Origin of the sequence: Rhodopseudomonas palustris, from assembly GCF_003226555.1 — a bacterium.
In the GTDB taxonomy this organism is placed as follows: domain Bacteria; phylum Pseudomonadota; class Alphaproteobacteria; order Rhizobiales; family Xanthobacteraceae; genus Rhodopseudomonas; species Rhodopseudomonas palustris_I.
In genome coordinates, this window is record NZ_QKQS01000016.1 from 261487 (window position 1) to 276834 (window position 15348).

Genomic DNA, 15348 nt, shown 5'->3' on the forward strand with positions numbered 1-15348 from the left:
ATGAAGCGCCGTGACTTTTTGCTGGGGGCTGCGGCCGTCGGGCTCGGCGGGCCTTGGCTCGCGAAGGCGGCGATCTCGTCGCTGCACGCGCAGCCGGCGGCGCCGAAGGGAGCGAAGATCGCGAAGGTCGCGATTTTTCCGGCGATCGGTTTCTCCCGCGTGGGCAACGCTGAGGATTGGTTCCTCGCCCCCGAAGTGCCGGGCCTGCTCGACGAGCCCGAGGGCGGCTTCAAGGACAAGCAAGGCCGCATCAAGAAGCAGGTCCAGCGGTTCCGGCTGTTCGGCTACGACGATCAGGGCCGGGTCGTGCGTGAGCTCGACGGCTCCGACGGTGTGACCTGGAGCGTCCACGTCGCCAACACCAAGGCCGCCTGGTACGGCTTCGTCAATGCGATGGATCGCGGTGACGCCGCGCCCGGCGTGCCAGGCCCGCAGCGCAATGCGTTCATCGCCGCTGACAAGCGCGAAGCGATGCTGTGCATCGACGGCGGCCGGTTGGAGATCGCCGGCGCCTCGACCAACGCAAAGGGCGGCGACGACAAATATCGGATGAAGGGCCGGTTCTGGCAGACGCTCGATGTCTCGCTCGGCCATCTGCGCACCGACGACAAGGGCCGTCTGTTGGTGTTCGCCGCCGACGGCGTCTCGCGCACGGCGCTGCCGCAGAATCCGGTGCGCGACTTCACCAATAACGACGGCTGGCACGACGATTGGGCCGACGGCTGGGTCAAGGCGACCGTCACCGTGGACGGCCAGAAGCTCGATTGCGATCCGGCCTGGGTGGTGTGCTGCGGTCCGAAATTTGCGCCGCAGCTCGAGCCGATCGTGACGCTGTACGATGCCGCGCGCGAAGCGATGGTCGCTCTCGGCCAGATGCAGAGCCCGACCGACAAGGTGTCGTTCCGCCGCGACGTGCTGCCGATCCTGCGCCGCGCCGGCGCGATGCAGTGGGTCGCTACAGCGTCGTTCCTCGGTGCCGCCTGGAACGACATCGGTGATCTGTCCAGCCCGGCGACGATCGAGACGCTGGCCAAGCCCGGTGCCGACGCCAAGGCCGCGCGCAAGAAGGTCTTCGACGCGTTCCGCAAACCGGATGGCAGCGATCAGCGCGGCTACGCGATTCCGATCATGCTCGGCGACGGCGTCAACTATCAGGACAGCCAGCATGCCTGGCTGGCGCTGACGCCGACCCAATATCGCGTGCTCGAACTCTGGGCCGAGGGCAAGTTCGAAGCCGACTACGCGAACAAGAGCGCCGACTCGGTTCGCACGCTCGACGATCTGCCGATCGAACTACGCCCCGAGGCGATGACGCGCGCCGCGCTCGACGCCTGTTCGGGTGGCGCTTTCCATCCCGGTGTCGAAATCACCTGGCCGATCCGCCACAAGGAGCTGTATCGCGGTCCGAACGAGACCAAGCTGCCGTTCCGCCTCGCGTTGTCGAACCGCAAGAGCCTGGTCCAGGACGTCGGATTTCAGCTCAATCCGGTCAATGTATTCGCCGGCAATCCCGACAAGCCGGATCAGGGCAAGCCGATCGGCCCGCAGGCGCCGGGCGACCTGACGCGCTGGATGGGTGTGCCGTGGCAGGGTGATGCGTTCAGCTGCCAAGCGGTTCTCACTGCCAGCGGTTTCCCGACCCCGGTATGGTGGCCAGCGCTGCTGCCGGTCGATGTGCTGCCGGATGCGTTCTATCAGCAGATGATGCGGACCGATCTGCCCGAGGAGGAGCGGCTGCGGTTCTATCACACGCGGGTGCCGTGGGCGCGCGGCGCGGCCGGCATCGGTCTGCACGTCGAGGCCGGCTACACCGACGGCTTGCGGCGGATGATCGAGCTGTGGACGCAGATGGGCGTCGTGGTGCGTCGTCCCGGTCCGAAGGGACTGCCCGGCGTACCTGAGCAGCTTTATGTCGAAGTCCAGCGCGGTTCGATGGACATTGCGGCGCCGACACTTCCGCGCTGATCTCGATGGGCCGGATTGCCGTGATCGGCGCAGGCGTTGCGGCGCTCGCTGCCGCCCGCAGCGTTGTGCTGGCGGGGCGAAGGCCGCTGTTGCTCGCGCCCGATCGCGAGGTGAGTAGCCGCGGCGAGACGTTATCTTCCGCGGCTGCGGTATCGCTCGAGCGGCTGCAATGGTCCGACCTGCTCGACGACGACACCGCGCTGCCGAGCGAAGGTCGGTTCTCGGTCTGGGGCGATGCGACCTTGCGTATGGCAGCGCGAGGCGAGGGCGCCTGGCACCTCGACCGCGCCAGCCTCGAGCGGCAGATGCGGTCCAAGCTGAACAGCGACCCGATCGAGTCGCATCCGCTCATCGTCACCATGCTGGCGCATCACTGTGATGGCGTGGTGCTCGAACTCGGGGATGGCCGCGTCGTGTTCGCGGACGCGGCCATCGATTGCAGCGGCCGGGCCGCGTTGTCGTCAGGAGCAGCGGCGGGGCGTCGCCGCACCGACCGCCTCGTCGCCGTGTGGCGCGTACTCGACTTGCCGGACGACACCGAACCCGCCGCGGCGACGTTGATCGAAGCTGTGGCGCTCGGCTGGTGGTACATGGCTCCGCTGCCGGGCCGCCGTATGATGCTAGGTCTGTTCACCGATACCGATCTGTTGCCACCCGGCGCTGCGCAGGATGGCGCCAAATGGACCGACTTGGCCACATCCACCATCGCGATCGCGCCGCGGCTACACAGCCTGGGTCTCGATGTCACGGCTGCCCTGGAGCCGCCCCAAGTCGCGCCTGCCGCCACCGTCACGGCCAGCCGACTGATCGAGGGGCGCATCTTGCGCGCCGGCGACGCTGCTGCTGCGCTCGATCCGCTCGGCGCCAACGGGCTCGCCACCGCGCTGTGGAGTGGGATCGCGGCCGCCGAGGCGGCGCTGACGCTGACCAATGGCGAGTGTGATCGGGCCGAGGCCTATGAGCGCGATTATCTGCAAGGGATCGCACAGCACCTCGTCACTCAACAGGCGATGTACGCCGCCGAGCCGCGCTTCGCCGCCGAGCCGTTCTGGCAGCGCCGCCGCGCCAATGCACCGTTCCACCCCCACCAGGAGACACTGCCATGAACGCCCCTCTGCGCACGCTGCTCGCTGCTGCCGCCATTGCGGTCGCGATGCCGACCCTGGCGTCCGCCGAATCCAGTGCGGTGAAGATCATCGCGCCGACCGACAAGACGATCACCCCGAGCGGCACCTGGAGCATCGGCGCCCGCGCCGGCGATTTCGTGTTCATCGGCGGGATGCGGGGCACCGACCGCGTCACTGGCAAGATGGTCGACGGCGACGAGGCGCGGATCCGGCGGATGTTCGACAACATGCTGGCGGCGGCTGAAGCTGCCGGCGCGACCAAGGCCGACGCGGTGCGGCTCACCGTGTTCGTCACCGACGTCGCCAAATATCGGCCGCTGGTCAACAAGGTGCAGAAGGACATCTGGGGCGACGGCCCGTATCCGCCGCGCACCGTGCTGCAGGTCCCGGCGCTCGACCAGGGCGATATCGCCGAGATCGACGGCACGTTCTACGCGCCGGAGAAAAAATAGGCGCATCCTGCGCGTTCGCAGTTAAGCTGGTCGGCGGCGCGTTTTGCCGCGCCGCCCGATCCGTCAGCGCTGCGAGCCGTCATGGACCGTGAATTTCTCGCCGACCTGTTCGCGCCGTTCGGCCCGGTGACGATCCGCCGGATGTTCTCCGGTTTCGGGATTTCGGCTGACGGCATCACCTTCGCGCTGGTCATCCGCGATGCGATCTATCTGCGTGCCGACGATGCGACGATCGCAAGGTTCGAGGGCGAAGGCAGCCGGCCGTTCCGCTACGATACAAGCACAAAGACGGTGACCGTCGGCTCGTACTGGCTGCTGCCAGAGAGGCTGCTCGACGATCCGGATGAACTCGCTGATTGGGCGCGCGCAGCCTACGCAGTCGCCGAGCGCGCCGCCCTCAGCAAAGCATCGAAAACGCGGCGTGCCGCAGCGAAGAAGGCCGAGACGGATAGGAGCAAGGCACCGAAGCAGAGCAAGTCAGCCGGCGTCCAGCCGAAGCCGAAGAAGGCTGCAAGGGCAGTAGATCCGGATAAAAAAAGGTGAAGACTCCGAGACCCAGTGCCGCCGGACGGAGCCGGGCCGCGCGTTAGCAGAGGCGTCAGGCGGCCCGAGTCAGGCCACCGCGGCCTGCGTCACGCAGGAGAATTCCGGATCTGTTTCGCAAATCACCCGGTTGCGGCCGTTGCGCTTGGCCGCATACAGGCAGGCGTCGGCGCGTTCGATCAGTGCGTCGGCGTCGTCGCCGGGCTTCAGCGTCGACACGCCGGCCGACATCGTCACCCGGCCGAGCACTTCACCGGTCGATTTTTTCTTCAGTTCCTTCGACATCACCAGCCGGCGGATATTGTCGGCGACGATGATCGCCTGGCGCAACGGTGTGTTGGGCAGCACCACAGCGAATTCTTCGCCGCCGTAACGCGCCGTGAAGTCCTGTCCCTTGATGCTTTGCTTCAAGGTCAGGCCGACCAGCCGCAGCACCTGATCGCCGGTGAGATGGCCGTAGGTGTCGTTGAATGATTTGAAGTGGTCGATATCCATCATCAGCAGCGACAACGGCTGATTGCCGGCGGTGGCGGCGCGGATCGCTTCGCTGACGGCGCGGTCGAAGTGCTTACGGTTGCCGAGCCCGGTGAGCGGGTCGGTCAGGCTCTCGGCGCGGATCGTTTCCAGGTTGACCTGAAGGTTGGCGATCTCCTGCTTGGATTGCGACAACCGCTGTTCCAGTGCACTGTTTGTCTGCTGCATTTCACGCGTAGCCGACACTAAGCGCTCGACGATCGCCTTGATTTGGTCGTGGTCGGTGGCGGTCGATAGTTTGTCGCTTTCGCCGCGCAGATTTTCGCCGAAGCTCGCAGTGCTGCCGAGCGTGCCCGCGAGCAAAATCATGATGTCGTCGATCTCGCCGACGACACGCGCTCCGATCTGGTCGAGGCGGTCGGTGGTCCGTCCGTGGGACAAGTAATCGTCGTAGAGTTGATCGAGATCGGCGTCGCTGAGGCTGCCACGCTGCGCCAGCGTATCGTTGATCGCCTTGTTCAACGCCGGATTGTAGCCGGTCGCATAAACGTACCAGATCTCGTAGTTGCGCGGCACAGCGCCTTGCCCGAGCGCCTTGATCTGCGAGAGGGCCACCTCGGCATAAGCCAAGGTGCGATCATTGTTGTCCTGCCTCCCGGCCACCAGCAATCTCCGATCCGACGTCTCTATACGCACCGCTGTGAACGGTACGAACCTATGGTCGGGTAATGAAGGTGCGGTAAACGCCGTTGGGTTCCGTGCGCGTTAGCCGCGCGCGCGGACCGGACGCAGCAGAAACGCCGGCAGATGCGAATGATCGCCGGCTTCCGAAGAGGTATCGCGGGCCGGTGGTGCGGACCCAAAGGACGCATGGGTTGCCGGAACGGCGGCCGGGGGCGTCGCGCTGCGCGGCTCACGGCGCGGCTTGCGCTCGCGCGGTTCGCGGTTTTCGCGGCGCGGTTCACGATGGCGACCTTCGGGCGCGGCGCGCCGGGAGCGCGTCGGACGCTCGGTCTCGGCCTCGTCGCTGGTGTCGGCTTCCACGCCCGGGCCGACCTCGGCGCGGGGAATCTCCTGGCCGATCAGCTTTTCGACCGCCGCCATCGACTTCAGATCGGACGGCGCCACGATGCTTACCGCCGTGCCTGTGCGACCGGCGCGGCCGGTGCGGCCGATCCGGTGGACGTAGTCGTCGGGGTGGTGGGGGACGTCAAAATTGAAGACGTGGCTGACTTCCGGAATATCGAGGCCGCGGGCGGCGACGTCGGACGCGACCAGGATCGGCAGGTCGCCTTTGCGGAACGCTTCGAGCGCGGCCGTTCGAGCGGTCTGGTCCATATCACCGTGCAACGCGCCGACGCTGAAGCCGTGGCGCTGCAGCGACTTTGCCAGCAGCGCGACCTCGCGCTTGCGGTTGCAGAAGATGATCGCGTTCTTGAGGTCGGTGGCGCCGCGGATCAGTCGGCGCAGCGTCTCGCGCTTTTCGTGCGGCTCGCGGCCGCACGGGACCTGGGACTGGGTCACCGTGACCGCCGTCGATGCGGGCTTGCTGACCTCGATCTTTTCGGGATTGTGCAGGAAGGTCTCGGTGATGCGCCGAATCTCGGTCGGCATCGTCGCGGTGAAGAACAGGGTCTGTCGGGTGAACGGGACCAGCTTGCAGACCCGTTCGATGTCCGGGATGAAGCCCATGTCGAGCATGCGGTCGGCTTCGTCGATGATCAGCATCTCGACGCCGGTGAGCAGCAGGCCACCGCGTTCGGTGTGGTCGAGCAGGCGGCCCGGAGTGGCGATCAGCACGTCGACGCCACGGGTCAGCTTGAGATCCTGATCGCCGAACGACACGCCGCCGATCAGAAGCGCCACGTTGAGCTTTTGGCCGGCGCCGTATTTGTCAAACTGCTCTTTGACCTGGGCGGCGAGTTCGCGGGTCGGTTCGAGAATCAGGGTTCGGGGCATCCGGGCCCGGGCGCGGCCCTTCTCCAGCATCGTCAGCATCGGCAGCACGAACGCGGCCGTTTTGCCGGTGCCGGTCTGGGCGATGCCAAGGACGTCCCTGCGGGCGAGGACGTGGGGGATCGCCTGCTGTTGGATAGGGGTGGGCGAAACGTAACCGGCGGCGGCGACGGCGGCTTGGACTTTCTCGGAAAGTCCCAGATTGGTAAAAGACATCGAGCCTCTGTTGTCGGGGCGCGGCCTGGTCCTAACGCCTTCGGCCGGAACTCGGGGGCACGCCACTAAATCGAACCGCCGCATGGATTCTTCGAAAATCACTGTCGCGCTCAACCCCGGAGCGGCTAGCAATCGTGCACGGGGAAGCCTGGTCGCGGACAGGCGGCTCAATCATCGTACTGCTCGTCGCAATACCGGGCCGCATCACGGGCGGAACATAGGCCGGAATCGGCCAAAGTCAATGCGCCGGCGCATGAAACGGCTGAAATAGCTTAATGTTTTTGCGGTTCGGGGCTGCGGTGGGGGCGGCAGCGGCGGAGCGTTTCGGTCGGCGATTCCCCGAACGCCTCGCGGTAATCCTGAGCGAATCGACTGGGATTGGCGAACCCGCAGCGCAGCGCGACGCCGATCAGCGTGGTCGCCGCCCCGGTCTCCAGCAGCATTTTGGCGTGGTGCAGCTTGGCGCGCTTGACGTAAGCCGATGGCGAGTAACCGCGGTGTTTGAGGAAGGCGCGGGTGAGGGTGGAGATGCTGACCCCGACGATACGCGCGAGATCTTCGACGCTGATGTCGTCGTCGCGGTGATTGTCGACATAGTGTTCCGCTGTGCGGACGGAACGGGGCACATCGTCGTTCACTGCGTTGGCGTTTTCCAGCAGATGGCCGAGATTGTGCCGGCTGCAATACAAGAGCGCGGTGATGCATGATTGCTCGAGATGGAGCAGTACGTTCTTCGGCCACACCGAGTAGCTCGCATCCAGTCGCGACGCGAGTAGCGTCGTCAGATCTCTGAACCCGAGATAGCGCGGCTCGTCGTTCGCGATCGCCGGTTCGAACAGGATCGGCTGCCGCGGCTTGAAGCCGAGCAGCGACGAGATGGTTCGCTCGAGCACCCGCTGCGGCATCCGCAGCAGCAATTGCCGCGAGTTGCGTCCGAATTCGAGCTGGGCGCTCACTCCCGGCGAGCAAATACATGCCGCGCCTTGCGACAGTTCGACGCGGCGATCACCGCTGGTGAGTGACGCTTCGCCTTGCAGGCAGAGATGCACCAGGGCGATCTCGCGCTTCGGGATGACAAGCTCGGTCGCGCCGGAACTGTGGAGGAAGTACAAGCCGATATGTGGCAGCTCGGCGAGGTTGGTTCGCATGAAGAAGTCGTTGGGATTTGAGGCGATCATATCGACGCCGTAGCGTCGCAGGATGTCTCGCGCCTCAATCGGATCGTGGCTCCGCACCAGCGGAAAATCCTTCAGTAACTCCTGATCCGAATTTGAAACGACGCCTTCCGAATTCATCTGACGCTCACGCTGACTCCAGTGGATGGTCCCGCTATTTCGACCGTCGCGGCGGCTTTGTCGACCCGTCTCCCGGTTTTGTCCTAACTGACCGAATTTGTACTCACTGGTGATTAGCAGCCTCCTGATACGGACGATGATCGATGTTGTGTGTTCGGGGCACCACCGTCGGCGAGCTGTTTGATCAATTTACGCATCGCACGATCACGTCGTGAGGCAATGAGTTTATCGGAAGCCCGCGCCGTCGGCGCTAACAACATCGGCCAATGCTCGAACGTACGGTGCGACGGGTCGGCACATTAAGGGTTGGGGTACCTGCCATGCAGCTTTCGAACGTGAAATTGCTCTACAAAATCCTGGGCTGTTTCTTATTGCTCAGTGTGGTCGTTGGATTCGGAATCTGGTTCGCCACCGCGAAGATGGAAGAGATCAATCGAACCTACGCGGCGATGCTCGAGAACGAAGTGCAGGGCATGAAGGCGAATTTTCGCGCCAATGCCAGGCTGTACAACTTCGGACGAATGTCGTGGCGGATCATCGCCGAGACCGAGCCGGCCGAAATGCAGCGGCTGAGCCGCGAGATTGCAGCCAACCATAAGGAATTCAGCGAATTCGTCGCCCAGGCGAAAAAGGGCTTGCCGCAATTTGCCGCGGACTTCGACCGGATCGATCGCATGTTCGATGATATGATCGAGAAGGATTACGCCGCTCTCGAGCGCGCCACAATGGCAAACGACAACGCGCTCGCGGTTCGCTTGGCGAAGGATCTCGCGAAGCGCAATCAAGACGTGCGGGAGCTTCAGTTCTCAATCACCAATAGGCTCGACAAGCAGCTCAGCGACCGCTCGCACGCCGCGTCCGCAGATGTCGCGAGCACGGTCAAGTTGACCATCCTGTTGGTCGGCGGCGGTTTCCTTGCCGTGCTGGCGTTGGCATTCGCGATCGTGCAGCTCGGCATCGCCCGCCCGATCGGCCGGCTGGTCGGCGATCTGCAGGCCATGGCGCGCGGACAAGACGTCGAGGTCTCGGGTACCGAGCGCGGCGACGAAATCGGCCAGACCGCCAACGCCGTCAACGGCATCAAGCTGATGCTCTCCGAGAAGGCGAAGCAGGAAGCTCAGGCGAAAGCCGATCAGGATCGGATCATCGCGGCACAGCGCAAGCAGGAGATGGAAAAGCTCGCTCATCACTTCGAAACCGCGGTCGGCGAGGTGATCCAGGCAGTATCTTCGGCTTCGAACGAGCTCGAAGCGTCGGCCACCACGCTGACGTCGAGTGCGCAACGCGCGCAGGAGGTCACCACGTCGGTCGCTGCGGCATCCGAACAGGCTTCGGCGAACGTGCAGTCGGTGGCGTCAGCGACCGAAGAGATGGCCTCGTCGGTGACGGAGATCAGCCGTCAGGTTCAGGACTCGGCGCGGATTGCCCACGAGGCGGTGACGCAGGCGCAGTGGACCAACGAGCGCGTCGGCGAACTGTCTCAGGCCGCGACGCGGATCGGCGACGTGGTCGAACTGATCAACACCATCGCCGGCCAGACCAATCTGCTGGCGCTCAACGCGACGATCGAAGCGGCCCGTGCTGGTGAGGCGGGGCGGGGCTTTGCGGTGGTCGCGGCTGAGGTGAAGGCGCTTGCCGAGCAGACCGCCAAGGCCACCGGTGAGATCAGTCAGCACATCGGCGGCATTCAGGCTGCGACGCATGAATCGGTGAACGCGATCCGCGAGATTGGCGCCACGATTTCGAAGATGTCGGAGATTGCCTCGACGATCGCTTCTGCGGTGGAAGAGCAGGGCGCGGCGACGCAGGAGATCTCCCGCAATGTCCAGCAGGCGGCCCAAGGTACGCAGCAAGTCTCCGCCAGCGTGGTCGATGTTCAGCGCGGCGCCGGCGAGACCGGCTCCGCATCGACGCAAGTGCTGTCGGCGGCGCAGTCGCTCGCCAACGACAGCAACCGGCTGAAGATGGAAGTCGGCAAATTCCTCGAGACCGTCCGCGCCGCATAGGCACGGCGCCGTTGTGATCAAGCTGGCGCCGAACGCGACGTCGGTCTCGGTGGAGCTGACTTATCGCGACGGCGGCGTGTCGGAGATCAAGACGTTCAGGAAGTAGTCCGTTACGTCCCGACGTGCAGCAGTCAAAAAAACCATCAACACGAATGGAAGGGGCATCCCGCAGGATGCCCCATTTTGTGCATAAGCTTGTTAACGGGAGGCCCTCAATCACCAGTCCGCTAAAACCAGTAAGTCTGCCGATAAGGAGCATTGCACGTTAGAATTGTGCAGTGCTGTAATACGTCCGTCAAGAGACGGAGCAGATAATGTTGGAGAGGCTTCCACAACCGTATCGCCTCGGGCTGGACCTGGGGTCCAATTCGCTCGGCTGGTTTGTCACCACTCTCCAACAACGCGGCGATCGTTTCGAACCGGTCGGCCTGGGGCCCGGCGGGGTGCGGATCTTTCCCGATGGCCGCGACCCGCAGAGCAAAGCGTCCAATGCCGTCGACCGCCGGATGGCGCGGGGCGCTCGCAAGCGGCGCGACCGATTCGTCCTGCGCCGCAGCCAACTGATGGCTGCGCTGGTGAGGCACGGCCTGATGCCCCAAGAGGCCGCGGCGCGCAAAGCTCTGGCCGGGCTCGATCCCTATCAGTTGAGGGCCAGAGCCCTGGTCGATAGGCTGCCGGCGCATCATGTCGGTCGCGCGCTGTTTCATCTCAATCAGCGCCGCGGCTTTCTCTCCAATCGCAAGACGGACAACAAGAAGAACAGCGAGGACGGCGCCATCAAGCAGGCCGCGTCTCGCCTGCGTGACAGCATGGCGAGCCAAGGCGCACAAACCCTCGGCGAGTTTTTCGCGGGTCGGCGTCACTCAGATACCTACGCAGAACGGCAGACCGCGATCCGAGCTGAACTGCAGCGGATCGGCAAAGACCATCTGACCGGCAATGCCCGCAAGAAGGCGTGGGCGAAGGTCCGCAAGCGCCTTTTCGGAGATGACGTGCTCGATCCGGCCGTGGCACCGGAAAGCGTCAGAGCGCGTGCGATCATCACCGGGACGAAGGCCTCCTACGACTTCTATCCGACCCGCGATCTGCTGCTCCAGGAGTTTCATGCGATCTGGAGAGCGCAGGCGCCACACCATTCGACGATGACCGAGAGTGCGTGCCGAGAGATCGAGCGGATCATTTTCTATCAGCGACCCTTGAAGGATCCGATCGTCGGCAAGTGCTCGCTCGATCCGGCGACACGACCGTTCAAGGAGGACCCGGAAGGCTATCGGGCGCCGTGGGCGCATCCGTTGGCACAGCGGTTTCGAATTCTGTCAGAGGCGCGCAATCTGGAGATCCGCGAGACCGGTAGGGGATCGCGAAAACTGACCAAGGCGCAGAGCGATGCCGTCGCCCTCGCTCTGCTGGGCAGCAAGGAGGTCAAATTCGACAAGTTGCGGACGCTTCTGAAGTTGCCTGCGGAATCCAAGTTCAACCTCGAGTCGGATCGTCGCGCTGCGCTCGACGGCGACGCGACTGCCGCACGGCTGTCGGACAAGAACGGGTTCGGCAAAACTTGGCGGGGATTTCCCTTGGAGCGCCAGATCGCGATCGTCGAGAAGCTGATGACCGTGGAGGTCGAGGCCGAACTGGTGGACTGGCTGGAGCAGGAATGCGGCCTCGGCCCGGAAGCTGCCGCGCGGGTGGCGAACACCAGCTTGCCGGAGGGCCACTGCCGTTTGGGTTTGCGAGCGATCAAGAAGATCGTGCCGGTGATGCAGAATGAGCTTGGGGACGACGGCGTCAGCGGTGCCGGTTACTACGAAGCAGCTAAGCGCATCGGTTACGATCACGCCAAACTCCCGGCCGGGGGCGATCTCGACTATCTGCCGTACTACGGCAAGTGGCTCGCCGATGCCGTGGTCGGCAGCGGTGATGCACGCGACGGCAAGGAACGGCAGTTCGGCCAATTTCCCAATCCGACCGTTCATATCGGGTTGGGGCAACTGCGTCGTCTCGTCAACGAGTTGATCCGAGCCTACGGGCCCCCGACGGAAATCTCCATCGAATTCACCCGCGCGTTGAGATTGTCGGAGGATCAAAAGGCGCAGGTGCAGCGCGAACAGCGCAAGAACCAGGACAAGAACCGGGCCCGTGCAGCCGAGCTGGAGCATCTCGGTTTTCCAGCCAATCCGCGCAACCTCCTGAAGATGCGGCTGTGGGAGGAATTGAACTTGCGCGATCCACTGGATCGCAAGTGCGTCTACACGGGCGAGCAGATCGGCATCGAGAGGCTGCTGTCGGAAGAGGTCGATATCGATCACATCCTGCCGGTAGCCATGACGTTGGACGACAGCGCGGCCAACAAGATCGTCTGCATGCGCTACGCCAACCGCCACAAGCGGAAGCAGACTCCGTTCGAGGCTTTCGGCTCCAGCCCGCTTGTCCAGGGCCGCCGCTACGCTTGGGACGATATCGTAACGCGGGCGGCAGCGCTGCCGCGCAACAAGCGCTGGCGGTTCGACGCCGATGCGCGCGAACAGTTCGACAAGCGCGGCGGCTTTTTGGCGCGACAGCTCAACGAGACCGGCTGGCTGGCGCGACTGGCCAAGGAGTATCTCGGAGCTGTCACGGATCCGAACCGGATCTGGGTGGTCCCCGGCCGGCTCACTGGCTTGCTGCGCGGCAAATGGGGCCTGAACGCGCTGCTACCGGACCACAACTACGCTGGCGTCCAGGACAAGGCCGACGCATTTCTGGCGTCCACCGACGACATGGAGTTTTCCGGCGTGAAGAATCGTGCCGATCACCGGCACCACGCCATCGACGGTCTGGTCGCCGCGCTGACGGATCGATCGCTGTTGTGGAAGATGGCGAACGCCTACGACGACGAGCGCGAGAAATTCGTCGTCGAATTGCCGTGGCCGACGATGCGCGACGATCTCAAGGCGGCGCTCGACAAGATGGTGGTGTCGCACAAGCCGGATCACGGCGTCCAGGGTAAGCTGCACGAGGACAGCGCTTACGGATTGCTCGATCGACCCGAAGCTGTCGACGATGACGATCGAGAACCCGCGAACCTCGTCTACCGCAAAGCGGTGGAGATGTTGAACGAGAACGAGATCGGCCGTATCCGGGATCGGCGGCTGCGCGACTTTGTCCGCGATCACGTCGATGCCGCGAAACGGGACGGTGTCGCTCTCGCAGACGCGCTGCGGCAGTTGACGGAGTCGTCCGACAATCCGCATTTCAGGCACGGGCTGCGCCATGTGCGGCTTCTCAAGAAAGAGAAGACGGACTATCTCGTGCCCGTCGTCGATCGAGCCACCGGTCGGCCCTACAAAGCCTACAGCGCCGGCGAGAATTTCTGCGTCGAGGTGTTCGAGACCGCCGATGGCAAATGGAGCGGCGAAGCGGTCCGACGGTTCGATGCCAACAGGTCGAACCGCGGGCCAAAGACGCCGCATGTGCCGAGGTGGCGCACCGAGAGCGCGGGAGCGCGATTGGTGATGCGCATCCACAAGGGCGATTTGATAAGGCTTGAATACGAAGGCCGGACCAGGATCATGGTGGTACACCGGCTCGACGCGGCAGCCGGCCGGTTCAAGTTGGCCGCGCACAACGAGACCGGCAATCTCGACAAACGCCATGCGACGGACAACGACATCGATCCTTTCCGGTGGTTGATGGCGTCCTACGGTACGCTGAAGAAGATGGCGGCCGTGCCGGTTCGAGTCGACGAACTCGGACGGGTCTGGCGTATCGACCCGCGTTAACTACGTCACGACACACGCGTTGCGTGTATGGTCGTCGAGCCTCATGCTCTTGCTCTGGTACGTGTGCAGGACCAGCAGGAGGCGATGGCGATGGTCGGCCGAGTGGTTGAAGTGGCGACTGATGGACGGCACCTAGCGGTCAGTCGCGGTTTCATGACCATCGCTGAAAAGGGGGCGGAACTCGCCCGGGTGCCGCTCGACGATCTTGCGGCAGTCGTCGCCAACGCGCACGGCCTGACGTACTCCAACAATCTCCTCGTGACACTCGCTGCTCGTGGAGTGCCGATGGTGCTGTGCGGAGCCAATCATCGGCCCGCTGCGGTGGTTTGGCCGGTGGATGGCCACCACGCGCAATCCGGAAGGATGAGTGATCAGGCCAGAGCGTCGGCACCGCTGAAGAAGCGGCTGTGGCAGCAGATCGTGCAAGCGAAGATCCTTGCCCAAGGGGCGACGCTCGATGCGGTAGGTGCCGAAGCCGGCGGCTTTCGCTTGCTGGCCCGGAAGGTTCGCGCCGGCGATCCCGACAATGTCGAGGCAGAGGCCGCGCGGCGCTATTGGCCGTTGCTACTCGGGCGCGAGTTTCGTCGCGATCAGGAGGGCGGAGGACTCAATACGCTGTTGAACTACGGTTATGCGATTCTGCGGGCCGCCACGGCGCGCGCCGTGATGGCGGCCGGCCTTCATCCGAGCCTCGGCCTGATGCACTCCAATCGCGGGAACCCGATGGTTCTGGTGGACGACTTGATGGAGCCGTTCCGGTCGCTCGTCGATCGCGAAGTATATCGGCTGAAGGAGAGCGGTGTCGTCGAGCTGACTAGCGAAGCAAAGGCCGCGCTGGCTCGCACGATGGTGGTCGACCTACCGGTCGAAGACGGCCTCAGTCCGATGATGACCTGCCTCGAACGTCTCGCAACGTCGCTTGCGAAGGCTTGCGCCGGCGAGACGGATCGCCTGATCCTGCCGAAACCCGGCTTGCCGCTCGGCTTCTGAAATGGCGACCGCCGCACACCAGGCGCCGCCCGCGCTGTCAGGTTATCGAATCATGTGGCTGTTGGTGCTGTTCGATCTTCCGGTGGGGACCAAGAAGCAGCGCAAGAGCGCGACCGGATTTCGCACAAAGCTGCTCGATCTCGGCTTCGAAATGTCTCAGTTTTCTGTTTATCTGCGCTTCTGCGCCGGCAAGGAGCAGGCTGAAGCCTATGCCCGAAAGGTCGAGCAGGCGATGCCTTCGTCCGGGAAGATCCACATCATCGGCATCACCGACAAGCAATATGAGAACATCCGAACCTATCGCGGAAGAAATCGCGAACAGAGCCCGAAAAATCCGGATCAATACGCGCTCTTCTAGCCCGTCAGATGCGCTTCGGGGCCTCGTCGATCAGAAATTCTCCAGTATTTGCAAGCGGGTGGTTCGGTAGCCAGTTTAGCGGACTGGTGATTGAGGGCCAACCGAAACGGAGCGGCGGCGGTGGCTGCGGCGGCTCCAAGTTTAGCGGACTGGTGATTGAGGGCCAACCGAAACGATTGAAGAATTTCAGCGCCGCACTGATCAAGTT

12 protein-coding genes are annotated in these 15348 nt (G+C 64.0%); 8 read left to right on the forward strand and 4 right to left on the reverse strand.

The genetic code is table 11. From position 1 onward, the window contains the following. From goxA to DNX69_RS12295, 4 genes are all read left to right on the forward strand, one after another. Positions 1–1965, forward strand: coding sequence for a CTQ-dependent glycine oxidase GoxA (gene goxA, locus DNX69_RS12280; RefSeq protein ID WP_110786263.1), 1965 nt, complete (start codon positions 1–3; stop codon positions 1963–1965). Positions 1966–1970: 5 nt separating this feature from the next. Then, on the forward strand, positions 1971–3071 hold the full coding sequence (locus tag DNX69_RS12285) for an NAD(P)/FAD-dependent oxidoreductase (protein WP_110786264.1): 1101 nt from the start codon (positions 1971–1973) through the stop codon (positions 3069–3071). Beyond that, a complete protein-coding gene (locus tag DNX69_RS12290; RefSeq protein WP_110786265.1) occupies positions 3068–3544 on the forward strand; it encodes a RidA family protein in 477 nt (158 codons plus the stop codon). Before DNX69_RS12285 ends, DNX69_RS12290 begins: the two co-directional genes overlap by 4 nt. 81 nt (positions 3545–3625) lie before the next feature. Further along, a complete protein-coding gene (locus DNX69_RS12295) occupies positions 3626–4087 on the forward strand; it encodes a TfoX/Sxy family protein (protein WP_110786266.1) in 462 nt (153 codons plus the stop codon). Between the two features lie 69 nt (positions 4088–4156). On the opposite strand, the gene DNX69_RS12300 is transcribed toward DNX69_RS12295, so the two are convergent. From DNX69_RS12300 to DNX69_RS12310, 3 genes are all read right to left on the reverse strand, one after another. Then, positions 4157–5224 carry a GGDEF domain-containing protein gene (locus tag DNX69_RS12300; RefSeq protein WP_110786301.1) on the reverse strand — a complete coding sequence of 356 codons (1068 nt, stop codon included), beginning with the start codon at positions 5222–5224 and terminating at the stop codon, positions 4157–4159. 102 nt (positions 5225–5326) lie between these two features. Next, positions 5327–6733 carry a DEAD/DEAH box helicase gene (locus tag DNX69_RS12305; RefSeq protein ID WP_110786267.1) on the reverse strand — a complete coding sequence of 469 codons (1407 nt, stop codon included), beginning with the start codon at positions 6731–6733 and terminating at the stop codon, positions 5327–5329. Positions 6734–7005: 272 nt separating this feature from the next. Further along, positions 7006–8028 (reverse strand): AraC family transcriptional regulator, encoded by a 1023-nt coding sequence (locus DNX69_RS12310; protein ID WP_110786268.1) that lies wholly within the window; start codon positions 8026–8028, stop codon positions 7006–7008. A gap of 320 nt (positions 8029–8348) precedes the next feature. Between DNX69_RS12310 and DNX69_RS12315 the strand changes: the two genes are divergently transcribed. The 4 genes from DNX69_RS12315 to cas2 all read left to right on the forward strand — a co-directional run bounded on the left by DNX69_RS12315 (position 8349) and on the right by cas2 (position 15140). After that, positions 8349–10034 (forward strand): methyl-accepting chemotaxis protein, encoded by a 1686-nt coding sequence (locus tag DNX69_RS12315; protein WP_110786269.1) that lies wholly within the window; start codon positions 8349–8351, stop codon positions 10032–10034. A gap of 314 nt (positions 10035–10348) precedes the next feature. Next, positions 10349–13792 carry a type II CRISPR RNA-guided endonuclease Cas9 gene (cas9, locus tag DNX69_RS12320; protein ID WP_110786270.1) on the forward strand — a complete coding sequence of 1148 codons (3444 nt, stop codon included), beginning with the start codon at positions 10349–10351 and terminating at the stop codon, positions 13790–13792. A gap of 27 nt (positions 13793–13819) precedes the next feature. Further along, positions 13820–14782, forward strand: a complete 963-nt coding sequence (cas1, locus tag DNX69_RS12325; RefSeq protein WP_234826946.1) for a type II CRISPR-associated endonuclease Cas1 — start codon at positions 13820–13822, stop codon at positions 14780–14782. Position 14783: 1 nt separating this feature from the next. Further along, a complete protein-coding gene (cas2, locus tag DNX69_RS12330) occupies positions 14784–15140 on the forward strand; it encodes a CRISPR-associated endonuclease Cas2 (protein ID WP_234826947.1) in 357 nt (118 codons plus the stop codon). Positions 15141–15144: 4 nt separating this feature from the next. On the opposite strand, the gene DNX69_RS26460 is transcribed toward cas2, so the two are convergent. Then, a partial coding sequence (locus DNX69_RS26460) for a hypothetical protein (RefSeq protein WP_207803143.1) occupies positions 15145–15348 on the reverse strand: 204 nt, incomplete at its 5' end.